Source organism: Pseudomonas sp. fls2-241-R2A-110, assembly GCF_030209165.1.
Classification (GTDB): domain Bacteria; phylum Pseudomonadota; class Gammaproteobacteria; order Pseudomonadales; family Pseudomonadaceae; genus Aquipseudomonas.
Map to the genome: position 1 here is coordinate 147,025 of NZ_JARVSN010000025.1, position 24,082 is coordinate 171,106.

The following is a 24,082-nucleotide window of genomic DNA, read 5'->3' on the forward strand; positions in this document are numbered from 1 at the left end:
CTATTACTCCGTGCCCGCAGGGTCGGCTTGCAGTTTGGTTTCGACTTCTACCGCCGGTTTAGCGTCGGGCTTGACCCACCAGGTGTTGATGCCAATGTCGTACTTGGGTGAGGTTTTTGGATGGCCGATGTGGTTCCAGTAAGCCACGCGCCAGGTCTTGATGTGCCAGTTGGGGATCACGTAATAACCCCATTGCAGCACGCGGTCCAGCGCCCGGGCATGAGCCACCAGGCTTTTGCGCGAATCGGCGTTGATCAGTTGCTCGACCAGTTGGTCCACCACCGGGTCTTTCAAGCCCATGGAATTACGGCTGCCGGGTTTGTCGGCGGCGGCGGACATCCAGAATTCACGCTGTTCGTTGCCCGGCGAGTTGGACTGCGGGAAGCTGCCGACGATCATGTCGAAGTCCCGCGAACGCACGCGGTTGATGTATTGCGACACATCGACCCGACGGATCACCAGGTCGATCCCGAGGTCGCTGAGGTTGCGCTTGAACGGCAGCAGCACGCGTTCGAATTCAGTCTGGGCCAGCAGGAATTCGATGCTCACCGGTTTGCCGTTGGTATCGACCATCTTGTCATCGACGATCCGCCAGCCAGCCTCTTGCAACAGTTGATAGGCCTTGCGCTGCTGCGTGCGGATCATGCCGCTGGCGTCGGTTACCGGGTTCTGGAACGCCTCGCTGAATACTTGCTCGGGAATCTTGCCGCGAAACGGGTCGAGGATCGCCAGTTGATCGGCGTCAGGCAGGCCAGTGGCGGCCATTTCCGAGTTCTCGAAGAAGCTGCGGGTGCGCACATAGGCGCCATTGAACAGCTGCTTGTTGGTCCATTCAAAGTCCAGCAACAGCGTCAACGCCTGACGCACGCGCACGTCCTGGAAGACCGGGCGGCGCAGGTTGAACACAAAACCCTGCATGCCGGTGGGGTTGCCGTTGGGGATCTGTTCCTTGATCAACCGGCCCTCGGTGACGGCCGGGATGTTGTAGGCGTTGGCCCAGTTCTTGGCGGTCATTTCCAGCCAGTAATCGAACTGCCCGGCCTTCAGCGCTTCCAGGGCCACGGTGTTGTCGCGGTAGTAGTCGGTGGTCATCACGTCGAAGTTGTAGAACCCGCGGTTGACCGGCAGGTCCTTGCCCCAATAGTCCTTGACCCGCTCATAGCGCACCGAGCGCCCGGCTTTGACTTCGCTGACTTTGTACGGGCCGCTGCCCAGGGGCATCTCCAGGTTGCCCTTGTTGAAATCGCGGTTCGCCCACCAATGTTTCGGCAAGACCGGCAACTGACCGAGGATCAGCGGCAGTTCGCGGTTGTTGCTGTGCTTGAACTTGAACAGCACGGTGAGCGGGTCTTCGGCGACCGCTTCGTCGACGTCGCTGTAGTAACCGCGATAGAGCGGGGCACCGTCCTTGGTCAGCGTCTGGAAGCTGAACACCACGTCTTCGGCACGGATCGGATGGCCGTCGTGGAAGCGTGCCTCGGGTCGCAGGTAAAAACGCACCCAGCTGTTGTCCGGGGCTTTCTCGATCTTGGCGGCGACCAGCCCGTATTCGGTGAATGGCTCGTCCATGCCCTGTTTGGCCAAGGTGTCGTAGATCATGCCGATGTCGTCGGCCGGCACGCCTTTGCTGATGAACGGGTTGAGGCTGTCGAAGCCGCCGAACCCGGCCTGGCGAAAGATCCCGCCCTTGGGCGCGTCGGGGTTCACATAATCGAAATGCTTGAAGTCAGCCGGGTATTTCGGCGGCTCGTTGTACAGGGTCACGGCGTGTTGCGGGGCGGCGCAGGCCAGCCCGGCAAACAGCAGACCGCTGGCCTGCAAGAGCAGGGCGCTGACGGGTTTCATCGATCTTTCTCCGAAGATTTCAGCCACCACGCGGACAGCCCCAGAGTGTAGGGCGGCGTGGCGACGAAGGCGAACCGGTTGCGGTAGGCCAGGCGGTGATAATTGAGGTACCAGTTGGGAATCATGTAGTGCTGCCACAGCAGTACACGGTCCAGGGCTTTGCCGGCGGCGACTTGTTCATCGCGTGTTTGGGCGGCGAGCAGCTGTTCAAGCAAGTGATCGACTACCGGGTTGGCAATGCCGGCGTAGTTCTTACTGCCCTTGACCCCGACCTGGCTGGAGTGGAAATACTGCCATTGTTCCAGGCCTGGGCTGAGGGTCTGGTTCAAGGTCATGAGGATCATGTCGAAGTCGAACTGATCCAGGCGTTGTTTGTACTGGGCGCGGTCGACGGTGCGCAGCCGCGCATCGACGCCAATGTTGGCGAGGTTCTCGACGTAAGGCTGAAGGATGCGTTCCAGGTTCGGGTTGACCAGCAATATCTCGAGCCTGAGTGGCTGACCCTTGGCATTCTCGATCCGTTGACCATTGAGTTTCCAGCCGGCCTCGGCGAGCAGCGTCAGGGCCTTTCGCATGGTTTCCCGGGGGATGCCGCGCCCTTCGGTCTTCGGCAGGCTGAGCGGCTCGGTGAAGAGCTTGGCGGGCAATTGCTCGCGATAGGGCTTGAGCATCAGCCATTCGTGCCCGACCGGCAGCCCGGAGGCTGAGAATTCACTGTTGGGGTAATAACTCAAGGCGCGCGCGTAAGCGCCGCTGAACAGCGTGCGGTTGGTCCACTCGAAATCGAACATCAGCCCCAGCGCTTCACGAACCTTGCTATCGGCGAAGGTCGGGCGGCGGCTGTTCATGAACAGGCCTTGGGTCTGGGTCGGGATCTGGTGCGGGATCTGCGCCTTGATCACGTCGCCCCGAGTGACGGCCGGAAAGTTGTAACCGTTATCCCAGTTCTTGGCCTGATGCTCGATGTAGATGTCGAATTCGCCAGCCTTGAAGGCTTCGAAGGCCACATCGCTGTCGCGGTAGAACTCGACTTCCATACGATCGACGTTGTACTTGCCGCGATTGACCGCCAGGTCCTTGCCCCAGTAGTCCTTGACCCGTTCGAAAACGATTTGACGCCCAGGCGTGACCGACGTGATGCGATACGGGCCGCTGCCCAGTGGCGGTTCGAAGGTGGTGGCCTTGAAATCGCGACCTTTCCAGTAATGCTGGGGCAGCACCGGCAACTCGCCCAGGCGCAGGATCTGCAGCGGATTGCCGGCGCGCTTGAACACAAAACGAATGCGCTGGGGATTGAGGATGTCGACCCGCGACACTTCCTGAAGGCTGGTGCGGTATTGCGGATGACCTTCCTTGAGCAGCAAGCGGTAGGAAAACGCCACGTCGTAGGCAGTAATTGGGGTGCCATCGTGGAACCGCGCCTCAGGGCGCAGGTTGAACACCACCCAGCTGCGGTCTTCGCTGTATTCCACCGATTGGGCAATCAGGCCGTAACTGGAGGTCGGCTCGTCGCCGGACGGTGCGTACTGGCCGGTGCCGACCATCAACGGTTCGTTGAGCTCGTTGATGCCGTATTGCAGGAAATTGGGAGTGGAGACCGGGCTCGAGCCCTTGAACGTGTAGGGGTTGAGCGTATCGAAGGTGCCAAACGCCATCACCCGCAACGTACCGCCCTTGGGCGCTTGCGGGTTGACCCAGTCGAAGTGGGTAAATCTGGCCGGGTACTTGAGCGTGCCGAACTGCGCATAACCGTGGCTTTCGGTGATCGTCGCGCTTGCGGTGGAGCTCAAGGCCAGGCTGATCAGGAGCAGGAGGAGGGGACGCTTCAAGTCAGAGATCCGATCCAGGCGGCTTGGGCTTTGTGGGCCGTACAGTAACAGCTTGTATCGACAGGAAAAAGACAGGGGGTTAATGCGCTGTTAATGGTGGGCTCGATAGCCCTGCGGATCGCAGATCCCGTGGCAGCGGGCTTGCCTGAAAACCCGCGCTGCAGGCATAAAAAACCCCTGTAATCAGGGGCCCATTCTTAGCGTGGCGAAGCAACCGTCAGCATCTGTCCCGGCTTCAGCGCCTGGCCGACCCGAGGGTTCCAGCGCTTGAGGTGTTGCATTTCAACGTTGAAACGTTTGGCAACCATATACAGCGAATCGCCTTGCTGAACCTTGTATTGGGTCGGCGGCTTTGCCTTGGCGGCCTTGCTGCCGTTTTTGCTGTTCGCTGCCACCACCGTGTTGACACGACCACCGCCGCGCTTGGTGGTGTCCTGCATCACCAGGGTCTGACCCACCTTGAGGTCCTTGCCGCTCATTTTGTTCCAGCGCTGCAGGTCCTTGACGTCGACCTTGTTGGCCCTGGCGATGGCGACGAGGTTGTCGCCACGTTTCACCCGGTAGGCGCGTTTGAGGCTGGCGACTTCGGACTCGTCGGCGCCTTCGAAGACGGGCGTGAACGATTTTTTGCTGATCAGCTCTTCAGGACGCATGGTCGACAGGCTGGCGGTCAGCAACTGAGCCTTGGACGTCGGCACCAGCAAATGCTGGGGGCCGTCGATGGTCGTACGCTGCTTGAACGCCGGGTTGAGCTGAAACAGTTCGTCCTCGTCGATGTTGGCCACCGCGGCAACCTTGGACAGGTCCATGCGCTGATTGATTTCGACGACCTGGAAGTACGGTGCGTTGGCGATCGGGTTGAGATTCACGCCGTAGGCTTCGGGAGCCAGTACGACCTGCGACAGGGCCAGCAGCTTCGGCACATAGGCCTGGGTTTCGGCCGGCAGTGGCAGGTTCCAGTAATCGGTTGGCAAGCCGAGCTTTTCGTTGCGCTCGATGGCGCGGCTGACCGTGCCTTCACCGGCGTTGTAGGCGGCGAGGGCCAGTAACCAGTCACCGTTGAACATGTCGTGCAGGCGGGTCAGGTAATCCATGGCCGCGGTGGTCGAAGCGGTAATGTCGCGGCGGCCATCATAGAAACGGGTTTGACGCAGGTTGTAGTAACGCCCGGTGGACGGGATGAATTGCCAAAGACCCACCGCGTCGGCCCGGGAATAGGCCATCGGGTTGTAGGCGCTTTCAATCACGGGCAGCAGCGCCAGTTCCAGCGGCATGTTGCGTTCTTCAAGGCGTTCGATGATGTAGTGAATGTAGAGGCTGCCGCGTTCGCCGGCGTTTTCGAGGAAGGATGGATTGCTGGCGAACCACAGGCGCTGTTGCTCGATACGTGGGTTGACGCCCAGGCCGTCCTGCAACTGGAAGCCTTGGCGCATGCGCTCCCAGACGTCCTGTGGTACTTGCGGTGTTGGTTTTTCGCTGAGCCAGATGGGTTTCTGCTTGGCTCGCGCGGCGATATTCGGTGTGTGTGTCGCTTCGGTCTGCGGCACATGGCTGGAACAGCCCGCCAGAGTGGCGGACACAGCCACCGCTATGGCTTGAGCCAAGCGGGTCAATGCGTCTGAATTGATGGCTTTACGAATAGATGACGACATTGGCTGGAAGTAAGTTCCGGGCAAAAATGTCGGGCGATTCTAGAAAGCGTACCCCCTGCGGTCAACCATTCAGAATTTTTGTACCAATAGATAGCCTGCTTAGAACTTATCTTTCCAAGCCCGCAAGGCAGCAAAAACCGCACTCGGAGCCCGGTTATCGGTTCCGTTCCGTTCGTCCACTTTTTCTTTAACGGATGTTTCGTCGACCCTCAAAAACGGATTGGTAAGCTTTTCCAGCGCCAGAGTAGAGGGCACGGTCATGATTCCGGCTTCACGTTGCGCGGTGACTTTTTCCAGACGCGCGGTGGTGTCCGGATTGCCCGGTTCGACCGCTGCGGCAAATTTCAGATTGCTCAGGGTGTATTCGTGGGTGCAGTAGACCAACGTATCCTCCGGCAGCGCGGCAAGGCGCGACAGCGAAGCATGCATTTGTTCCGGCGTGCCTTCGAACAGGCGCCCGCAACCGGCGGCAAACAGGGTGTCGCCGCAGAACAGCAGCCCATGATGGTAATAGGCAATATGCCCCAGCGTGTGGCCGGGCACGGCGAAGACGTCGAAGTCCAGGCCCAGTACGCTGACGCGGTCGTTGTCCTTGAGCGCCACGTCCCGCGCCGGGATGGTTTCGCTGGCCGGGCCATAGACGGTCGCGTCTGTCGCTTTTTTCAACTGCTCGACACCGCCGACATGATCATGATGGTGATGAGTGATCAGAATATCGCTCAATACCCATCCCGGATGCGCTGCCAGCCAGGCTTGCACGGGCGCGGCATCGCCGGGATCGACCACCGCACAGCGCTGGGTGCGATGGTCTTGTAACAACCAGATGTAGTTGTCGGTGAAGGCGGGCAGGGCACTGATCTGTATCATCGTCGGATTCGCCAAGCGGAAAACAATGGCGCATCTTAGAACTTCCTGGCGCGTTGGAGAATGCAATGACCGATAAAGCGTTCGCTCAGGCCGATCCTGAGTGGCTGACATTGATCAGCGCGGCCCGTGAATGGCTGTCCGGCCCCATTGGGCAATTTCTGCTGGACGAAGAGCGGCGCATGCTCGAAGACGAATTGGGGCGCTTCTTCGGCGGCTACCTGGTGCATTACGGACCGTCGGCCCAGACGCCGCCGTCGGCACCGCAGGTGCAGCGCAATGTGCGGCTCGGCGCACCGTTGCCGGGCGTCGAGATTGTCTGCGAAGAGCAGGCCTGGCCGTTGAGCGAGCATGCCGCTGACGTGGTGGTGTTGCAGCACGGGCTGGATTTCTGTCTGTCGCCTCACGGTTTGCTGCGCGAAGCGGCCAGCAGCGTTCGACCCGGCGGGCACTTGTTGATCATCGGGATCAATCCCTGGAGCACCTGGGGCCTGCGTCATGTGTTCGCCCACGATGGTTTGCGCAAGGCTCGCTGCATCTCGCCGTCGCGGGTCGGTGACTGGTTGAACCTGCTGGGCTTCGCGCTGGAGAAACGCCGCTTCGGGTGCTATCGTCCGCCGCTTGCGTCACCCGCCTGGCAGGCTCGTCTGGCCGGCTGGGAGCGCAAGGCCGGTGACTGGCAACTGTCGGGGGGCGGCTTCTATTTATTGGTCGCGCGCAAGATCGTGGTGGGGTTACGCCCGCTGCGTCAGGAACGGCGCGAACCGATGGGCAAGCTGATTCCGTTGCCGATGGCCAAGGTCAATCGCCGCCGCATCGACCCGTAATACACACTTTATTTTCCCGGCCGGACATGTTCCGGCCTCGGGCATCGTCGGTCACCGATCGGCGAGCCACCGCATTTTCTGGATAGATTGGCATGAGCGATAGCGTAGAACTCTTCACCGATGGCGCCTGCAAAGGCAACCCTGGCCCTGGCGGCTGGGGCGCGTTGCTGGTGTGCAAGGGCGTGGAAAAAGAACTGTGGGGCGGCGAAGCCAACACCACCAACAACCGCATGGAGCTGATGGGCGCGATCCGCGGCCTGGAAGAGCTCAAACGCTCCTGCGATGTGCTGCTGGTGACTGACTCGCAATACGTGATGAAAGGCATCAACGAGTGGATGGACAACTGGAAGAAACGCGGCTGGAAAACTGCCGCGAAAGAACCGGTTAAAAATGCCGACCTGTGGAAACTGCTGGATGAGCAAGTCAACCGCCACAACGTCACCTGGAAATGGGTGCGCGGGCACATCGGCCATCACGGCAACGAACGGGCGGACCAATTGGCTAACCGTGGCGTGGATGAAGTGCGCGGTTACAAACAAGCCTGAAGTCACACACACACACACACTGATCGTTCCCATGCTCCGCGTTCCAATGGGACGCAGAGCGTCCCGGGCTGCATTCCCACGCAGAGCGTGGGAACGATCAGTGGGAGCGAGCCTGCTCGCGATTGGGTGCAACACGGTGTATCTGAAAGACCCCAGCGAGCGTGTTAACATCGCCGTTTTTGCACGAATGACCCGTTGAGAGCTGAGCACTGATGGCCACCAGATCCGTTGTACTCGATACCGAAACCACCGGCATGCCGGTGACCGACGGCCACCGGATTATCGAAATCGGTTGTGTCGAGTTGATCGGTCGGCGCCTGACCGGCCGGCATTTCCACGTTTACCTGCAACCGGATCGCGAGAGTGACGAAGGCGCCATCGGCGTCCACGGCATCACCAACGAATTCCTGGTGGGCAAGCCGCGTTTCAGTGAAGTGGCCGATGAGTTCTTCGAATTCATCAAGGGCGCACAGCTGATCATCCATAACGCGGCGTTCGACGTTGGCTTCATCAACAACGAATTTGCCTTGATGGGCCAGCACGATCGTGCGGACATCACGCAACACTGCTCGATCCTCGACACCCTGATGATGGCCCGGGAGCGTCACCCGGGACAGCGCAACAGCCTCGACGCGTTGTGCAAACGTTACGGCGTCGACAACTCCGGCCGTGAACTGCACGGCGCCTTGCTCGACTCCGAGATTCTCGCCGACGTTTACCTGACCATGACCGGTGGCCAGACCAGCCTGTCGCTGGCCGGTAATGCGTCCGATGGCAATGGCTCGGGTGAAGGGGCGGACAACTCCGCCACCGAAATCCGCCGTTTGCCCGCTGATCGCCAGCCCACCCAGATTATCCGTGCCAGCGAAGATGATCTGGCCCGGCACGTTGCGCGTCTGGAAGCGATTGCCAAGGCTGCCGGGGCTCCGTCGTTGTGGCAGCAACTGGCCGAGGCTAAGGCTCAGGCCTGAATAGCTGGCCACATGATGGTGCGCCGGTTGACCCGCTTCGGGGCATCGGCGCTCGCCACATGCGCTTGAACCCTCTACCCTGAGGATATTGGCAGGCCGCGGCCTGCAGCCTCAGGACACTGAGCCTCATGTATAAAGATTTGAAATTCCCGGTCCTGATCGTCCACCGCGACATCAAGGCCGATACCGTCGCCGGTGACCGCGTGCGAGGCATCGCCCGGGAGCTGGAGCAGGAAGGCTTCAGCATCGTTTCGGCAGTGGATTACGCCGAAGGGCGGCTGGTCGCTTCGACCCATCACGGTCTCTCCTGCATGTTGATCGCCGCCGAAGACCCCAGCGCCCACTCGCATTTGTTACACAATATGGCGGAGCTCATCGGCCTCGCGCGGGTTCGTGCGCCGGACCTGCCGATCTTCGCCCTGGGTGAGCAGGTGACGCTGGAAAACGCTCCGGCCGACGCCATGGCGGAACTCAATCAACTGCGCGGCATTCTTTACCTGTTCGAAGACACTGTGCCTTTTCTCGCCCGGCAAGTGGCCCGAGCCGCCCGCAAATACCTGGATGGTTTGCTGCCGCCCTTTTTCAAGGCGCTGGTGCAACACACGGCTGATTCCAATTATTCCTGGCACACGCCCGGCCATGGCGGCGGAGTGGCGTATCACAAGAGTCCGGTCGGGCAGGCGTTTCATCAGTTTTTCGGCGAGAACACCCTGCGTTCCGACCTGTCGGTTTCGGTGCCGGAATTGGGTTCGTTGCTCGATCACACCGGCCCACTGGCTGAAGCCGAAGCGCGAGCCGCACGTAATTTCGGCGCTGATCACACCTTTTTCGTGATCAATGGCACCTCGACCGCCAACAAGATCGTCTGGCATTCGATGGTCGCTCGCGATGATCTGGTGCTGGTGGACCGCAACTGCCACAAGTCGGTGTTGCACTCGATCATCATGACCGGCGCGATCCCTCTGTACCTGTGCCCAGAACGCAATGAGCTGGGGATCATCGGCCCGATTCCGCTGAGCGAATTCAGCCGTGAATCGATCCAGGCGAAAATCGACGCCAGCCCGCTGACCAAGGGCCGGGCGCCCAAGGTCAAGCTTGCGGTGGTGACCAATTCGACCTACGACGGGCTCTGTTACAACGCCGAGCTGATCAAGCAGCAGTTGGGCAACAGCGTCGAAGTCCTGCATTTCGACGAAGCCTGGTACGCCTACGCGGCGTTCCATGAATTTTTTGCCGGGCGTTACGGCATGGGCACATCCCGTACCGACGATGGCCCGCTGGTCTTCACCACTCATTCCACGCACAAATTGCTGGCGGCGTTCAGTCAGGCCTCGATGATTCACGTCCAGGATGGCGGGGCGCGGCAACTGGACCGCGACCGTTTCAATGAAGCGTTCATGATGCACATCTCCACCTCGCCGCAATACAGCATCATCGCGTCGCTGGACGTGGCATCGGCGATGATGGAAGGCCCGGCCGGGCGTTCGCTGTTGCAGGAAATGTTCGACGAAGCCCTGAGTTTTCGTCGGGCCCTGGCCAATCTGCGGCAACACATCGCGGCGGATGACTGGTGGTTTTCCATCTGGCAGCCGCCGTCGGTGGAAGGCATTGATCGCGTCGAGACCCAGGACTGGTTGCTGCAACCTGACGCCGACTGGCATGGCTTTGGTGGTGTGACCGACGACTACGTCCTGCTTGATCCGATCAAAGTCACCCTGGTGATGCCAGGGCTGACTGCAGGCGGTGCGCTGAGTGAGCGCGGGATTCCGGCGGCAGTGGTCAGCAAGTTTCTCTGGGAGCGCGGACTGGTGGTCGAGAAGACCGGGCTGTATTCATTCCTGGTGCTGTTCTCCATGGGCATCACCAAAGGTAAATGGAGCACGCTGCTCACCGAGTTACTGGAGTTCAAACGCAGTTATGACGCCAACGTCAGTCTGGCGACATGCCTGCCGTGCGTGGCGCAACAGAATGTCACGCGTTATCAAGGCATGGGTTTGCGCGATTTGTGCGATCAATTGCACGCCTGTTATCGCAGCAATGCCACGGCCAAACACCTTAAACGCATGTACACGGTGTTGCCGGAAATCGCCATGAAGCCGGCTGACGCCTATGATCAATTGGTGCGGGGTGAAGTGGAGGCCGTGTCGATCGATGCGCTGGACGGACGGATCGCCGCGGTCATGCTGGTTCCGTATCCGCCTGGCATTCCGCTGATCATGCCGGGCGAGCGGTTCACCGAGTCGACCCGATCGATCATCGATTACCTGTCGTTTGCTCGCACGTTCGACAGCAGCTTCCCCGGGTTTGTCGTTGATGTGCATGGACTGCAACACGAAGACGAGGGCAATGGACGGCATTACACCGTCGATTGCATCAAGGAATGAGGACCTTTCCCAGCATGCAGCCGATCATGAATCCAAAATATCCAGGACTGTCGGTGCGTGTCGCCGATGAGGGTTTTGCGCCTTATATCTGGGGCAGTGATTTCAGTTTTGAAGTCGCTTCCTATGGCGTCGCCGAAATCGGCAAGCCGGTGGAGCAGTGGCGAGTGACGCCAATCACCCCGTATCGAAAGTGCTACGGCATCGATCCCGAGGAGTTCAGCAGTTTTCGCGATGCCGCCGACAGTGCGGTGTTCATGGCCTATCTCGATGACGAACCCGTCGGGCATCTGGTGGTCAGCACCAACTGGAACGGCTTTGCCCACATCGACGAGTTGGCCGTGCATGCGCCAGCGCGGCGCCATGGTGTGGCCAAGGCGTTGCTGGACGTGGCGCAGTTCTGGAGTCGCAAGAAGAAACTGCCGGGCATCATGCTCGAAACCCAGAACAACAATCTGGGGGCCTGCCGGCTTTATGAACGCTGTGGTTTTGTGATTGGCGGGATTGATCATCTGCGCTATCGCGGCATCGACCCCAATACCGCCGAGGTGGCGCTGTTCTGGTACCGCTTGTTCGATAATCCGTTGGAAAATCCGCTCAGCTCGAAAGCATCGCCGCGGCTTGTTCCGTGAGGATGTCCAACAGCGCCTGAACGGCTGGGGTGGGCTCAGCGTTTTTCAGGGTCAGGGCATAGAGGCTGATCGGCACCGCGGGTGCCAGTGGGCAAGCGTCCAGCCCGGTCGATTTGGCGCCGAGGGCGGTAAACGGATCGACAATCGCCAGGCCTTCGCCGGCCTCGACCATGCTGCGCATCATTTGATGCGTCTGCACCCGTGTCAGAATGACGGGGGCGGGGCGCAAGGCGTGCAACTTGTTCTCCAGCGCCGGACTCAGCGGGTCGTGACCTTCCAGGCCGACCATCGACTGACCAGCCAGGTCCTGCAGGGAAATGTATTTCTGTTTCGGTTGCAGCCAACCGTGGGGCGCTAATAGCTGGAGCTTGCCTTGGGCAATCACCTGGCAATGAATGTCGGCGTGATCAGGGTCGTGCAGGCTCAACCCCAGATCGCTTTCACGCAGCAGCAGGCTGCGGACGATATCTCGGGTCGGTTGGCTCAGCAGGGTGCAAGGCGCATCGGGAAGGCGTCGGCGCAAGGCCGCAATGCTCTGTGGCAACAGTTGGTGCGCCAGGGGCGGGGTACAAATGATGCGCAGCGGATGCGCCTGATATTGCTTGAGGCTGCTGGCCAGGCGCTGCACCGGCTCAAGCGCGTCATAGACGTGGGCAATTTCGACCTGGAGTTCCCGCGCCTCACGTGTAGCCTGCAAGCGTCCACGCACGCTGGAAAACAGCATGAAACCCAACTGATCCTCGGCATCGCGCAAAAGGCTTTCAACCTCGGCCACCGGCAACTGCAGCCATTCGGCGGCAGTACCCAGGTGACCGGTCTGCAAGAGCGCGTGGATCACTTCGATATGACGTAAACGCATGCGTGAAGTCCATGTTCAGCAGGTGAGGGAGTCAGTGACTGAATCCTAACTCAAGTGCGCGCATATGACTTCTGCTCATAACGCGAAGTTATGAGGCGACGTTGGTCGTCTTTGGGCTGCCGACATAGGTGTCGGGCTCGCGCACGATGGTCACGTCCGATTGCACCAGCAGAAACTGGTTGTCATCTAGCTTTTTGACGCGGTCGCCAATGGCCAGTTTGTAGGTGGTGACAGGCGCAGAGCCAGTCAGGCCGTCTGCCGACGGGGTGGATTCCTGGAACTCATGCACGGAATAAACACGGCCTTCCGCGTCTCTTGCATGGAACTGACCGACGAGTACTGCTGCCATCTGCTTAGAACCTCTGGAGATAAATCACTCAATTTGCGGTTCTGTAGACCGTGGTTGGGCGAGGTAAGTTTTCCTACAGGAAAAAAATAGTCAGGGGCGGCGATTTCAGCAGCCCTCTGATGATTCGTCATCTATAACTACAAGTCTTTCCATCGAACAGTCGAGAATCTTCCATGAGCAACGTCTACACGATCGCCGTTATTGTCGGCAGCTTGAGAAAGGATTCGATCAACCGCAAGGTGGCGCTGACTTTGGCCGACCTGGCACCGGCCAATCTCAAGCTCAATATCATTGAAATTGGTGACCTGCCGCTCTACAACGAAGACATTGACGGAACTTCTCCGCCGGCAGCCTACAGCACTTTCCGGCAACAAGTGAGTTCATCCGACGCAGTGCTGTTCGTCACCCCTGAATACAACCGCTCGGTGCCGGCACCATTGAAGAATGCAATCGATGTCGGATCGCGTCCGTATGGCAAAAGTGCCTGGAGCGGCAAGCCCGGCGCAGTGATCAGTGCTTCACCGGGGGCAGTCGGCGGATTTGGTGCCAACCATCACCTGCGTCAGTCCATGGTGTTTCTGGATGTGCCGTGCATGCAGCAACCAGAGGCCTACTTGGGTGGCGCTGGCTCGGCGTTCGATGAGGCGGGCAAGGTGTCGGAATCGGTGAAGCCGTTCTTGCAGAACTTCATCAATGCTTACGGCAAGTGGGTCGAACAGCATAAGAAAGTGTGACAAGCACCCATGGAAAGGAGCCTGTGAGCCCGAGCCTGTAACGGTTGCGGTTCTCAGCATTCGCTTTACTGCATATTCGAAATTCCATATATTTCACGCCTCGTTGTCCAGAGGCGTGTTTACCCATGTCCAGTTCTCGCAGTCCCGTCGATATTTTCAAGGCCCTGGCCGATGACACTCGCAGTCGAATCGCGCTGTTGATCGCCCGTGAAGGTGAATTGTGCGTGTGTGAATTGACGGCCGGGCTGGACCTCAGTCAGCCGAAAATTTCCCGTCATCTGGCGCAACTGCGCAGCAATGGCCTGTTGGCGGACCGTCGACAGGGGCAGTGGGTTTTTTATCGCCTGCACCCGGAATTATCACCGTGGGTCATCACTCTGTTACAGGACGCGCTGGCCGATCACTCCGAGTGGCTGGCCGCTGATGTTGCCCGTTTGCAGGCAATGGCCGATCGCCCGGTACGCTGCTGCTAATCCCTGATTTCTCTTTGAAGGCTGTTTTGCATGCTTATTGCGTCGCTGATTTTTCTGCTGACCATCACCCTGGTGATCTGGCAACCCAAAGGCCTCGGTGTCGGCTGGAGCGCGGTTTTTGGTGCAGTGCTGGCCCTGATTTTCGGCGTGGTTCACCTGAGTGACATCCCGATTGTTTGGCAGATCATCTGGAATGCCACCGGCACGTTTGTGGCGCTGATCATCATCAGTCTGTTATTGGATGAGGCGGGTTTCTTTGCCTGGGCAGCCTTGCATGTGGCGCGTTGGGGGCGGGGCAGCGGACGCAAACTCTTTGCTTATATGGTGCTGCTCGGGGCGCTGGTGTCGGCCTTGTTTGCCAACGACGGGGCTGCACTGATTCTCACGCCGATCGTGATTTCCATGCTGCTGGCATTGCGCTTTTCTCCGGCGGCTACGCTGGCATTTGTGATGGGCGCCGGCTTCATTGCCGACACCGCAAGCCTGCCGCTAGTGGTCTCGAACCTGGTGAACATTGTTTCAGCGGACTTCTTTCACATCAGCTTCAATCGTTATGCGGCGGTCATGATTCCGGTCAACGTCGTCAGTGTCGCCGCCACATTGGCGATGTTGATGTGGTTCTTCCGTCGTGACATTCCCAAGGATTACGACCCCGAACAACTGGAGCATCCCGCCACGGCGATCCACGACAAGGCAACGTTTTATGCCGGGTGGGCGGTGCTGGTGATTCTGCTGCTCGGCTGTTTTGCCCTAGAGCCGCTGGGTATTCCGATCAGTGCCATCTCCGCCGTGTGCGCCGCGTTGCTGCTGGCCATCGCCGCCCGTGGCCACAAGATTTCCACGCGCAAGGTCATGAAAGAAGCGCCGTGGCAGATCGTGATTTTCTCGCTGGGCATGTACCTGGTGGTGTATGGCCTGCGCAATGCCGGGCTCACCGGGTATCTGGCGGGGTGGCTGGACGGGTTTGCGCAGTACGGTGTTTGGGGCGCTGCCATGGGGACTGGCGTGCTGACCGCGCTGTTGTCGTCGATCATGAACAACTTGCCGACGGTGCTGATCGGTTTGCTGTCGATCGATGCAAGCCAGGCCACGGGCGTGGTGAAGGAAGCGATGATTTACGCCAACGTCATCGGCAGCGACCTGGGGCCGAAAATCACCCCGATTGGCAGCCTGGCGACGTTGTTGTGGTTGCACGTGCTGCAGCGCAAGAATATTCAGATTGGCTGGGGGTATTACTTCAAGGTCGGGATCGTGTTGACGTTGCCTGTTCTGTTGGTGACGTTGGCGGCGTTGGCGTTGCGGTTGTCCATCTAGACCTGGTTGGCCCCATCGTCGGAATGCCGCCCAGAGCAGGATCACTCCCACATTTGAACTGCATTTCCCTGTGGGAGTGAGCCTGCTCTGGGCGGCATTCCGACGATGGGGCCGGACAAGACGATACAAAAATCAGCCACCACCCGGCACATTCGGCCAAAGATCCGCCACCAGGAACAGTCGCTCGGCTTCCTCCCATTCTCCATCGGCATTTTCAGTCAGGCGCACCATCAATTGCGCCGGTGCCTGCGGTTCGAGATCGCTCAGCCAGGCATTCAACTGTTCAGCGTTCCAGGTCAGCTCCGCCGGATAATGCGCCGGCGCCAGCCAGGCGTGGCGGGGCAGGGGTTGCCAGCGACCGAATGGACGCTGCATGACAAATTGCGCCCAGTCCTTCTGATGCAGCCAGCTACCGCGCAAATGTTGCGGATGCGCGCCGGCAGGTGGTTCGGCTTGCCCAGGCCACGGATAGAGCAAGTAACCGCCCAGCCACAGATGCGCGCTGAACTGCTGGATATCCAGCGCCGCCAGTACTTCGCGGCTCTCTGGTCGAGCAGAAATCGGCAACTGATGCTGGGTCAGGTGCGCCAGTTTACGGTCCAGCCGGTCATGACAGCCTGGCCCGAGCCATTGCGCGGTGTCGTGTCCGTCGCCATTTTGCGGGCCCAGGTACAGCTTGATCGCCAGTTCCAGGTGATGCACGCCGTCGCGGTCGCGCAATAGCATGTCCAGTTCGCCGAGCGTGTGACCTTCGCGACGGATCGGCATGTTGGCCGCGATCAAGTCGATGCCTGGCGCGTGGCGCACGGCGTACTGCCACAAGCGCTCGTAATACAGGCCCAGTCGCCGCGTCCTGGCCTGCGCCAGCCAGTGCAGCAAGTCATAGCTGTCGTGGTCCAGTTGCCGCAGCCAGTGCTCCAGCCGGTCCGGCGCCTGCACCCAGTCACTGCCGGCCAGCGGATGCCGCTGTGGCCACGGCGTTTCGCCGAGCATCGGCGGCGCGAGGATGACCCAGGCCAGGTCGCGCACTTCAGGGTGGCGCAACCGATGGGGTAACTGGAGCAAATCGGGAAATAGGATCATCTTGCGAGCATAGCCTTAATCGGAGTACATCCTTGTGGCTGAAAGGATTTTGTCTATCCCGCGCTTTCGCCCATAATCGTGTTTTTCGCCGTCACAGACCTCAGGGGCCCCATGGAGCAATTTCGTAATATCGGCATCATCGGTCGCCTGGGCAGTTCGCAGGTGCTGGATACCGTCCGCCGACTGAAACGCTTTCTGCTCGATCGTCATCTGCACGTGATCCTCGAAGACACCATCGCCGAAGTCTTGCCCGGCCATGGCCTGCAAACCTCGTCGCGCAAGATGCTCGGCGAAGTCTGTGACATGGTGATTGTGGTCGGCGGCGACGGCAGCCTGCTTGGCGCCGCGCGTGCCTTGGCCCGACACAATATCCCGGTGCTTGGCATCAACCGGGGCAGCCTGGGTTTCCTGACCGATATCCGCCCCGATGAGCTGGAAGTCAAAGTCGCCGAAGTGCTCGACGGCCATTATCTGGTGGAAAACCGTTTCCTGCTGCAAGCCGAAGTCCGCCGCCATGCCGAGGCCATAGGCCAGGGCGATGCGCTGAACGACGTGGTGCTGCACCCCGGCAAATCCACGCGCATGATCGAGTTCGAGCTGTACATCGACGGCCAGTTCGTCTGCAGCCAGAAGGCCGATGGCCTGATCGTCGCCACGCCCACCGGTTCGACCGCCTACGCGCTGTCGGCGGGCGGGCCGATCATGCACCCCAAGCTTGACGCTATTGTGATAGTGCCGATGTACCCCCATACCTTGTCAGGCAGGCCAATTGTGGTCGATGGCAACAGTGAGCTGAAAATCGTCGTGTCCAAAGATATGCAGATCTACCCGCAAGTCTCCTGTGACGGGCAGAACCATTTCACCTGCGCGCCGGGTGACACTATCACCATCAGCAAAAAGGCCCAGAAACTGCGGCTGATTCACCCGCTCGACCACAATTACTATGAAGTCTGCCGGACCAAGCTCGGCTGGGGCAGTCGGTTGGGTGGTGGAGGCGACTGATGCTCGATCCCGCGCGTAGCTACGACCTGATCGGTGACGTGCACGGTTGCGCTCTGACCCTTGAGCACTTGCTCGACCGGCTCGGTTATCACAAACAAGGTGGCGTCTGGCGACACCCGTCACGCATGGCGGTGTTCGTTGGCGACATCATCGACCGCGGTCCGCGAATTCGTGAGGCGCTGTACATCGTCCACGACATGGTCGAGGCCGGGCAGGCGCTGTGCATTATGGGCAACCATGAATTCAACGCGCTGGGCTGGGCCACCCCCGCACCTCCGGGCAGCGGCAAGCAGTTCGTGCGCGAACACACGCCACGTCATGCACGCTTGCTGGGCGAAACCTTGACTCAATTCGAACAGCATCCCGGCGACTGGCATGATTTCCAGCAATGGTTCTACGAACTGCCCCTGTTCGTCGACGCCGGACGCTTTCGCGTGGTGCACGCCTGCTGGGATTCGGGCTTGATCGAACCGTTGCGCGCGCTGTTTCCCAATGGTTGCATCGACGAACATTTCCTCCAGGCTTCGGCCGTGCCGGGCAGCTTCGCCTGCACCGTGTTCGATCGCTTGCTGCGCGGCACTGACATGCGCTTGCCTGACGGGTTGACCATGACCAGCGGCGATGGCCTGACGCGCTCGTTCTTTCGCACCAAGTTCTGGGAAGACGACCCGCAAACCTACGGAGATATTGTGTTCCAGCCTGATGCCTTGCCTGAGCCCGTGGCCCGAAAGCCACTGTCTTCAACGGAAAAAAACACTTTGTTGCGCTATGGCGTCGATGAACCGTTGCTGTTCGTCGGCCACTATTGGCGCAGCGGCAAACCGGCGCCGATCCGTCCGAACCTGGCCTGCCTGGACTACAGCGCGGTGCTTTACGGCAAACTGGTCGCTTATCGCCTGGATCAGGAAACCCGGCTCGATCCGCACAAATTCGTCTGGGTCGATGTCGAGCGGCCGGAGGTGCTGCAATGAGTGTGGTTGCCGTGCTGCGTCTGCCGTTGGCGGTGGATTTGAGCGGGTTCGTCAAACTGCTGCAGCGCATGCAAGTGCCGCATCGCGTCAGCGAAGAAGCGGGCGAGCAGGTGCTGTGGGTGCCGGCCAATATCAGCGAAGACGTGCGTTCCCTGTACGAACGCTTTCCGGAAGGTGACCCGGATCAGCAACTGGACATTCCGGTGGCGCACACCACCAGGCGGCCCGGTTTTGTGGAGCAATTGCGTCACGCCAGGGCGACCGGGTTGGTGCTGCTGTTGAGCCTGATTGTCGGCGCAGTGACGCTGCTGGGTGAAAACCTCGACACGATGCGCTGGCTGACCTTCCTCGATTTTCGCGTTGTCGGCGACTATATCCAGTTCGTGCCGCTGGCTGACGGCTTGGCGGCAGGGCAGTGGTGGCGTCTGGTGACGCCGATGCTGATCCACTTCGGCATCCTGCACCTGGCCATGAACGGCATGTGGTATTGGGAGCTGGGGCGGCGCATCGAGTCGCGCCAGGGCAGCATCAACCTGATCGGCCTGACCTTGCTGTTCAGCCTGGTCTCCAATTACGCCCAGTATTATTTCAGCGGTCCGACCCTGTTCGGTGGGTTGTCTGGCGTGCTGTATGGCTTGCTTGGGCATTGCTGGATCTTCCAGCTGTTGTCGCCGAACCCGGCTTATCGCCTGCCGCGCGGCGTGCTGGTGATGATGCTGGTGTGGCTGGTGCTGTGCATGTCCGGGCTGGTCTCGATGATCGGCTTCGGTGAAATTGCCAATGCCGCCCACGTCGGCGGGTTGCTCGTCGGATGCTTGACCGGTTTGTTGGGCGGTTTGTACAACCGCCGTAAACTGGCCGTCTGAAACCGTTATGTGAATTTAAGCGCGCGGAGCTCTTGATGTCCTCTTTTAACGAAATGATCCAAAACATCACCCCCGATATCTACCAGAGCCTGAAACTGGCGGTGGAAATCGGCAAATGGTCCGACGGTGGCAAGCTCACCGCCGAGCAGCGCGAACTGTCGTTGCAGGCGATGATCGCCTGGGAAATCCAGAACCTGCCCGAGGAAGAGCGTACCGGCTACATGGGGCCGCAGGAGTGCAGCTCGAAGTCGATCAGCGTGCCCAATATCCTGTTCAAATCGGATGCCGTCCATTGATTGAGATTGGCCGCGGTGCAATCAGCAAAATGTCGGCGCGCCTTGACGGGCCGAACGTGCAGTACGCGTTTCGTCTGGATGACGTCGAGGTCCCGGTCAATCCATTGATCGGCAGCACGGTGCGTCTGGAATACCTGGGGGCGATTTTTTGCTCCCATTGCGGACGCAAGACCAAAACCAGTTTCAGCCAGGGTTATTGCTACCCGTGCATGACCAAGCTGGCCCAGTGCGACCTCTGCATCATGAGCCCGGAGCGTTGCCACTACGACGCAGGCACTTGCCGTGAGCCGGAGTGGGGCGAGAAGTTCTGCATGACCGATCACATTGTGTATCTGTCCAATTCTTCCGGAGTGAAAGTCGGGATCACCCGCGCCACCCAGCTCCCGACCCGCTGGATCGACCAGGGCGCGCGTCAGGCGCTGCCGATCATGCGTGTGTCGACGCGCCAGCAGTCGGGCTTCGTCGAAGACCTGTTTCGCAGTCAGGTAGCGGACAAGACCAACTGGCGTGCATTGCTCAAGGGTGATGCGATTTCGGTGGACCTGGCTCAGGTTCGTGATCAATTGTTTGAAAGCTGTGCCGAAGGTTTGCAGGGTTTGCAGGAACGATTTGGCTTACAGGCAATCCAGACCATTGCCGACGTAGAAACCCTCGAAATCCGCTATCCGGTCGAGCAATACCCGGCCAAGATTGTCAGCTTCAACCTGGACAAGAATCCGATTGCCGAAGGCACGCTGTTGGGGATCAAGGGCCAATACCTGATTTTCGACACTGGCGTGATCAATATTCGTAAGTACACGGCTTATCAGCTCGCCGTGCATCAGTAAGGACTCCAGCATGCGCACCGAACAACCGAAGATGATTTACCTGAAGGACTATCAGGCGCCCGAGTACCTGATCGACGAGACGCACCTGACCTTCGAGTTGTTCGAGGACCATAGCCTGGTCCATGCGCAACTGGTGATGCGCCGCAATCCAGAGCGTGGCCCGGGCTTGCCGCCGCTGGTCCTCGACGGCCAGCAGCTGGAGCTGTTGACGGTCAACCTGGCCGACCGGGAGCTTGGCATTGGCGACTATGAGCTGACCGAAAATCATCTGACGCTGCAGCCGTTGAGCGAACGCTTCACGGTCGACACCAGCGTGCGCATTCACCCGGAAACCAATACCGCGCTGGAAGGTTTGTACAAATCCAGCGGCATGTTCTGCACCCAGTGCGAGGCCGAAGGTTTCCGCAAGATCACCTATTACCTTGACCGCCCGGACGTGATGAGCAAGTTCACCACCACGGTGGTCGCCGAGCAGCACAGCTATCCGGTGCTGCTGTCCAACGGCAACCCGATTGCCAGTGGTCCTGGCGAAGATGGCCGTCACTGGGCGACCTGGGAAGACCCGTTCATGAAGCCGGCGTACCTGTTTGCGCTGGTGGCCGGTGATTTGTGGTGTGTTGAAGACACCTTCACCACCATGACCGAGCGCTCCGTGGCGCTGCGCATCTATGTCGAGCCGGAAAACATCGACAAGTGCCAGCACGCGATGAACAGCTTGAAGAAGTCGATGCGTTGGGACGAAGAGGTTTACGGTCGCGAGTACGACCTGGACATCTTCATGATCGTCGCGGTCAACGACTTCAACATGGGCGCGATGGAGAACAAGGGCCTCAACATCTTCAACTCCAGCGCCGTGCTGGCCCGCGCCGAAACCGCGACCGACGCTGCGCACCAGCGTGTCGAAGCGATCGTCGCTCACGAATACTTCCACAACTGGTCGGGCAACCGCGTGACCTGCCGCGACTGGTTCCAGTTGTCGTTGAAGGAAGGCTTCACCGTGTTCCGCGATTCCGGTTTCTCCGCCGACATGAACTCGGCGACCGTGAAACGCATCCAGGACGTGGCGTACCTGCGCACTCATCAGTTCGCCGAGGACGCGGGTCCGATGGCCCACGCCGTGCGCCCGGACAGCTTCATCGAGATTTCCAACTTCTACACCCTGACCGTGTACGAAAAGGGTTCGGAAGTCGTGGGCATGATCCACACCTTGCTCGGCGCCGAAGGGTTCCGCAAAGGCAGCGACCTGTATTTCGATCGCCATGACGGCCAGGCCGTGACGTGCGATGACTTTATCAAGGCCATGGAAGACGCCAACGGTGTCGAACTGACCCAATTCAAGCGCTGGTACAGCCAGGCTGGCACACCGCGCCTGGCGGTCAGCGAGTCTTACGATGCCGCGGCGAAAACCTACAGCCTGACCTTCCGCCAGAGCTGCCCGGCCACCCCGGACAAGGTCGAGAAGTTACCTTTCGTGATTCCGGTGGAACTGGGCCTGCTGGACGCCAAAGGCGCGGCGATTGCCTTGCGTCTTTCCGGTGAAGCCAGTGCCCAGGGCACTTCGCGGGTCATTTCGGTGACTGAAGCCGAACAGACGTTCACCTTCGTCGACATCGCTGAACAGCCGCTGCCTTCGCTGCTGCGCGGGTTCTCGGCACCGGTGAAACTGAGCTTCCCGTATAACCGCGATCAGCTGATGTTCCTGATGCAGCATGACAGCGATGGTTTCAACCGCTGGGATGCCGGTCAGCAACTGTCGGTCCAGGTGTTGCAGGAGTTGATCGCTCAGCATCAGAAGGGCGAGACACTGGTGCTGGATCAGCGCCTGATTTCAGCTCTGCGCACTGTGCTGTCCGACGAGACGCTGGATCAGGCGATGGTGGCGGAAATGCTCTCGCTGCCGGGCGAGGCTTACCTGACTGAAATCAGCGAAGTGGCGGATGTTGATGCCATCCACATCGCTCGTGAGTTTGCTCGCAAGCAGTTGGCTGAGGGTTTGTTCGAGGCGTTGTGGTTGCGTTATCAGGCTAATCGCGATCTGTCGAAGAAAACCCCGTACGTGGCTGAGGCTGAGCATTTCGCTCGTCGTGCGTTGCAGAACATTGCGCTGTCGTACTTGATGCTTAGCGGTAAGCCGGAAGTCCTTGCGGCGACGCTGGAGCAGTTTGAGACCAGCGATAACATGACCGAGCGCCTGACCGCGTTGGCGGTGTTGGTGAATTCGCCGTTCGAAGACGAGAAGGCCAAGGCGTTGGCGAGTTTTGCCGAGCACTTCAAGGACAATCCGCTGGTTATGGATCAGTGGTTCAGTGTTCAGGCGGGCAGCACGTTGCCGGGTGGTCTGGAGCGGGTTCGGCAGTTGATGCAGCATCCGGCGTTCAATATCAAGAACCCGAACAAGGTGCGGGCGCTGGTGGGTGCGTTTGCGGGGCAGAATCTGATCAATTTCCATGCGGCGGATGGTTCGGGGTATCGGTTCCTGGCTGATCTGGTGATTGAGTTGAACGGGTTTAATCCGCAGATTGCTTCGCGGCAGTTGGCGCCGCTGACTCGCTGGCGCAAATATGATGATGCGCGTCAGGCGTTGATGAAGGGTGAGCTGGAGCGGATTCGTGCTTCTGGGCAGCTTTCCAGTGATGTGTTTGAGGTGGTCAGTAAAAGTTTGGCTTGAGGTTGGTTTGGGTTCCCACAGGTGTTCACTCGAACCCTGTGGGAGCGAGCTTGCTCGCGATGGCGGCCTGATAGCTGACCATGTTGTTTTTGGGTGTACATATCCATTTCTGCGGTAACGGCGGCTGGCGGTTTCGCCCTTACGGCGACTCACTTTTTTTACAAACGCCTAAAAAAAGTAAGCAAAAAAACGCTTGCTCCTACGTTCGGCCCACTCGCTGGGGCTCGGGGTTCCTTCGCTCCGGGATCCATCCGGGGGGCATCGCCTCCGGTTTGCTTCGCTGCACCTCCTCTCGATGTGTTCGACTTCGTCGAACGGTCGCTGCGCTCCCACCCCGGATGAATCCCTCCACTCAGCCTTCCGATGTCGCCCGTGGATCAAGATCAAGAGCTGCAGCCGAGCTAACGCTCATCCTGTTGAGTGGTGAAGAGCGGGCGGTATGCCCCGATTTACTGTGGGAGCTAGCCTGCTAGCGATGGCGGCCTGACAGCCGACCAAACTCCCGCAGATGCACACCGAACCTTGTGGGAGCTGGCCTGCCAGCGATGGCGCCCAACCAGCCGACCAATCTCCTGCAGATGTGCACCGACCCCTGTGGGAGCTGGCTTGTCGGGCCTCCGCATCGCAGCGATGGCGGCCTGCCAGCCGGTCAAACTCCCGCAGATGCACACCGAACCTTGTGGGAGCTGGCCTGCCAGCGATGGCGCCCGACCAGCCGACCAATCTCCTGCAGATGTGCACCGACCCCTGTGGGAGCTGGCTTGTCGGGCCGCCGCATCGCAGCGATGGCGGCCTGCCAGCCGACAAATATCTTCCTGATGTGCCCAGTCCAACTGTGGAAGCTGGTTTGTCAGCCCGGTGCATGGCTGCAAAAGGCGACCAGCAATGTGGCTGTGGCTGTGGCTTTTGATCTTGATTTTGATCTGCTTTTGATCTTTCGCCCCTTCGGCAGGCCGAGCGTAGGTGTCCATCAGGGGGTTAGGCGCGTAGCGCCGTGCGGCGAAGCCGCACACATCGAGAGGAGGTCGTCGCGAAGCAGACCGGAGGCGATGCCCCCTGATGGACACCGTAGCGAGGGTACGCGGAGCCTCAGC

General features: G+C 59.7%; 21 protein-coding genes. 14 read left to right on the forward strand and 7 right to left on the reverse strand.

Features of this window, described 5'->3' with window-relative positions; translation table 11 throughout:
- Nucleotides 1–3 precede the first annotated feature (3 nt).
- The 4 genes from QRN31_RS21465 to gloB all read right to left on the reverse strand — a co-directional run bounded on the left by QRN31_RS21465 (nucleotide 4) and on the right by gloB (nucleotide 6,193).
- Nucleotides 4–1,845, reverse strand: a complete 1,842-nt coding sequence (locus tag QRN31_RS21465) for an extracellular solute-binding protein (RefSeq protein WP_285434408.1) — start codon at nucleotides 1,843–1,845, stop codon at nucleotides 4–6.
- Nucleotides 1,842–3,674: an extracellular solute-binding protein gene (locus QRN31_RS21470; protein WP_285434409.1), complete on the reverse strand. Its 1,833-nt coding sequence runs from the start codon at nucleotides 3,672–3,674 to the stop codon at nucleotides 1,842–1,844. Before QRN31_RS21470 ends, QRN31_RS21465 begins: the two co-directional genes overlap by 4 nt.
- A 197-nt stretch (nucleotides 3,675–3,871) precedes the next feature.
- On the reverse strand, nucleotides 3,872–5,326 hold the full coding sequence (locus tag QRN31_RS21475; RefSeq protein WP_285434411.1) for a transglycosylase SLT domain-containing protein: 1,455 nt from the start codon (nucleotides 5,324–5,326) through the stop codon (nucleotides 3,872–3,874).
- Nucleotides 5,327–5,425: 99 nt separating this feature from the next.
- Nucleotides 5,426–6,193, reverse strand: a complete 768-nt coding sequence (gene gloB / locus QRN31_RS21480) for a hydroxyacylglutathione hydrolase (RefSeq protein ID WP_285434522.1) — start codon at nucleotides 6,191–6,193, stop codon at nucleotides 5,426–5,428.
- A gap of 65 nt (nucleotides 6,194–6,258) precedes the next feature.
- Here gloB and QRN31_RS21485 point away from each other — a divergent pair, with 65 nt between their 5' ends.
- From QRN31_RS21485 to QRN31_RS21505, 5 genes are all read left to right on the forward strand, one after another.
- Entirely contained in the window at nucleotides 6,259–7,017 is a 759-nt protein-coding gene (locus QRN31_RS21485) for a class I SAM-dependent methyltransferase (protein ID WP_090183231.1), read from the forward strand.
- Between the two features lie 92 nt (nucleotides 7,018–7,109).
- On the forward strand, nucleotides 7,110–7,562 hold the full coding sequence (gene rnhA, locus QRN31_RS21490) for a ribonuclease HI (protein ID WP_008028618.1): 453 nt from the start codon (nucleotides 7,110–7,112) through the stop codon (nucleotides 7,560–7,562).
- Between the two features lie 212 nt (nucleotides 7,563–7,774).
- Nucleotides 7,775–8,533: a DNA polymerase III subunit epsilon gene (gene dnaQ, locus QRN31_RS21495; protein WP_285434416.1), complete on the forward strand. Its 759-nt coding sequence runs from the start codon at nucleotides 7,775–7,777 to the stop codon at nucleotides 8,531–8,533.
- 128 nt (nucleotides 8,534–8,661) lie between these two features.
- The gene (locus tag QRN31_RS21500) at nucleotides 8,662–10,917 is read left to right on the forward strand and encodes an Orn/Lys/Arg family decarboxylase (protein WP_285434418.1); all 2,256 of its coding nucleotides are present in this window, start codon (nucleotides 8,662–8,664) and stop codon (nucleotides 10,915–10,917) included.
- 14 nt (nucleotides 10,918–10,931) lie between these two features.
- A complete protein-coding gene (locus tag QRN31_RS21505; RefSeq protein WP_285434420.1) occupies nucleotides 10,932–11,546 on the forward strand; it encodes a GNAT family N-acetyltransferase in 615 nt (204 codons plus the stop codon).
- Here QRN31_RS21505 and QRN31_RS21510 read toward each other — a convergent pair.
- Both QRN31_RS21510 and QRN31_RS21515 read right to left on the reverse strand, forming a co-directional pair.
- A complete protein-coding gene (locus QRN31_RS21510) occupies nucleotides 11,512–12,405 on the reverse strand; it encodes a LysR family transcriptional regulator (RefSeq protein WP_285434421.1) in 894 nt (297 codons plus the stop codon). The genes QRN31_RS21505 and QRN31_RS21510 overlap by 35 nt on opposite strands.
- Nucleotides 12,406–12,493: 88 nt before the next feature.
- A complete protein-coding gene (locus QRN31_RS21515; protein WP_285434423.1) occupies nucleotides 12,494–12,754 on the reverse strand; it encodes a hypothetical protein in 261 nt (86 codons plus the stop codon).
- Between the two features lie 173 nt (nucleotides 12,755–12,927).
- On the opposite strand from QRN31_RS21515, the gene QRN31_RS21520 reads away from it, so the two are divergent.
- From QRN31_RS21520 to QRN31_RS21530, 3 genes are all read left to right on the forward strand, one after another.
- Nucleotides 12,928–13,488 (forward strand): NADPH-dependent FMN reductase, encoded by a 561-nt coding sequence (locus QRN31_RS21520; RefSeq protein ID WP_285434424.1) that lies wholly within the window; start codon nucleotides 12,928–12,930, stop codon nucleotides 13,486–13,488.
- Between the two features lie 125 nt (nucleotides 13,489–13,613).
- Entirely contained in the window at nucleotides 13,614–13,961 is a 348-nt protein-coding gene (locus tag QRN31_RS21525) for a metalloregulator ArsR/SmtB family transcription factor (protein ID WP_285434426.1), read from the forward strand.
- 30 nt (nucleotides 13,962–13,991) lie between these two features.
- Nucleotides 13,992–15,275 (forward strand): arsenic transporter, encoded by a 1,284-nt coding sequence (locus QRN31_RS21530; protein ID WP_285434427.1) that lies wholly within the window; start codon nucleotides 13,992–13,994, stop codon nucleotides 15,273–15,275.
- A 132-nt stretch (nucleotides 15,276–15,407) separates the two neighbouring features.
- Here the strand turns inward: QRN31_RS21530 and QRN31_RS21535 are convergent, their stop codons facing one another.
- Nucleotides 15,408–16,358, reverse strand: coding sequence for a DUF1853 family protein (locus tag QRN31_RS21535; protein ID WP_285434428.1), 951 nt, complete (start codon nucleotides 16,356–16,358; stop codon nucleotides 15,408–15,410).
- A 111-nt stretch (nucleotides 16,359–16,469) separates the two neighbouring features.
- On the opposite strand from QRN31_RS21535, the gene QRN31_RS21540 reads away from it, so the two are divergent.
- From QRN31_RS21540 to pepN, 6 genes are read left to right on the forward strand one after another with little or no spacing between them, the layout of a single operon-like run.
- Nucleotides 16,470–17,360, forward strand: coding sequence for an NAD(+) kinase (locus tag QRN31_RS21540; RefSeq protein WP_010459816.1), 891 nt, complete (start codon nucleotides 16,470–16,472; stop codon nucleotides 17,358–17,360).
- Entirely contained in the window at nucleotides 17,357–18,331 is a 975-nt protein-coding gene (locus tag QRN31_RS21545; protein ID WP_414922528.1) for a metallophosphoesterase, read from the forward strand. The genes QRN31_RS21540 and QRN31_RS21545 overlap by 4 nt, the downstream gene beginning before the upstream one ends.
- On the forward strand, nucleotides 18,328–19,197 hold the full coding sequence (locus QRN31_RS21550) for a rhomboid family intramembrane serine protease (protein WP_285434431.1): 870 nt from the start codon (nucleotides 18,328–18,330) through the stop codon (nucleotides 19,195–19,197). Before QRN31_RS21545 ends, QRN31_RS21550 begins: the two co-directional genes overlap by 4 nt.
- A 35-nt stretch (nucleotides 19,198–19,232) precedes the next feature.
- On the forward strand, nucleotides 19,233–19,493 hold the full coding sequence (locus QRN31_RS21555; protein ID WP_090183249.1) for a YeaC family protein: 261 nt from the start codon (nucleotides 19,233–19,235) through the stop codon (nucleotides 19,491–19,493).
- Nucleotides 19,490–20,320: a DUF2797 domain-containing protein gene (locus tag QRN31_RS21560; RefSeq protein ID WP_285434433.1), complete on the forward strand. Its 831-nt coding sequence runs from the start codon at nucleotides 19,490–19,492 to the stop codon at nucleotides 20,318–20,320. Before QRN31_RS21555 ends, QRN31_RS21560 begins: the two co-directional genes overlap by 4 nt.
- 10 nt (nucleotides 20,321–20,330) lie before the next feature.
- Nucleotides 20,331–22,988, forward strand: a complete 2,658-nt coding sequence (gene pepN, locus QRN31_RS21565; protein ID WP_285434434.1) for an aminopeptidase N — start codon at nucleotides 20,331–20,333, stop codon at nucleotides 22,986–22,988.
- The last annotated feature ends 1,094 nt before the right edge of the window (nucleotides 22,989–24,082 follow it).

Excerpts from the sequence above, each read along its gene's own strand:
- QRN31_RS21475 (WP_285434411.1), bottom strand. The coding sequence starts at position 5,326 with ATGTCGTCATCTATTCGTAAAGCCATCAATTCAGACGCATTGACCCGC.
- pepN (WP_285434434.1), top strand. The coding sequence starts at position 20,331 with ATGCGCACCGAACAACCGAAGATGATTTACCTGAAGGACTATCAGGCG.
- gloB (WP_285434522.1), bottom strand. The coding sequence starts at position 6,193 with ATGATACAGATCAGTGCCCTGCCCGCCTTCACCGACAACTACATCTGG.
- QRN31_RS21555 (WP_090183249.1), top strand. The coding sequence starts at position 19,233 with ATGTCCTCTTTTAACGAAATGATCCAAAACATCACCCCCGATATCTAC.
- rnhA (WP_008028618.1), top strand. The coding sequence starts at position 7,110 with ATGAGCGATAGCGTAGAACTCTTCACCGATGGCGCCTGCAAAGGCAAC.
- QRN31_RS21520 (WP_285434424.1), top strand. The coding sequence starts at position 12,928 with ATGAGCAACGTCTACACGATCGCCGTTATTGTCGGCAGCTTGAGAAAG.
- QRN31_RS21505 (WP_285434420.1), top strand. The coding sequence starts at position 10,932 with ATGCAGCCGATCATGAATCCAAAATATCCAGGACTGTCGGTGCGTGTC.
- QRN31_RS21535 (WP_285434428.1), bottom strand. The coding sequence starts at position 16,358 with ATGATCCTATTTCCCGATTTGCTCCAGTTACCCCATCGGTTGCGCCAC.
- QRN31_RS21500 (WP_285434418.1), top strand. The coding sequence starts at position 8,662 with ATGTATAAAGATTTGAAATTCCCGGTCCTGATCGTCCACCGCGACATC.
- QRN31_RS21530 (WP_285434427.1), top strand. The coding sequence starts at position 13,992 with ATGCTTATTGCGTCGCTGATTTTTCTGCTGACCATCACCCTGGTGATC.
- QRN31_RS21515 (WP_285434423.1), bottom strand. The coding sequence starts at position 12,754 with ATGGCAGCAGTACTCGTCGGTCAGTTCCATGCAAGAGACGCGGAAGGC.
- QRN31_RS21550 (WP_285434431.1), top strand. The coding sequence starts at position 18,328 with ATGAGTGTGGTTGCCGTGCTGCGTCTGCCGTTGGCGGTGGATTTGAGC.
- QRN31_RS21465 (WP_285434408.1), bottom strand. The coding sequence starts at position 1,845 with ATGAAACCCGTCAGCGCCCTGCTCTTGCAGGCCAGCGGTCTGCTGTTT.
- QRN31_RS21485 (WP_090183231.1), top strand. The coding sequence starts at position 6,259 with ATGACCGATAAAGCGTTCGCTCAGGCCGATCCTGAGTGGCTGACATTG.
- QRN31_RS21525 (WP_285434426.1), top strand. The coding sequence starts at position 13,614 with ATGTCCAGTTCTCGCAGTCCCGTCGATATTTTCAAGGCCCTGGCCGAT.
- dnaQ (WP_285434416.1), top strand. The coding sequence starts at position 7,775 with ATGGCCACCAGATCCGTTGTACTCGATACCGAAACCACCGGCATGCCG.
- QRN31_RS21510 (WP_285434421.1), bottom strand. The coding sequence starts at position 12,405 with ATGCGTTTACGTCATATCGAAGTGATCCACGCGCTCTTGCAGACCGGT.
- QRN31_RS21540 (WP_010459816.1), top strand. The coding sequence starts at position 16,470 with ATGGAGCAATTTCGTAATATCGGCATCATCGGTCGCCTGGGCAGTTCG.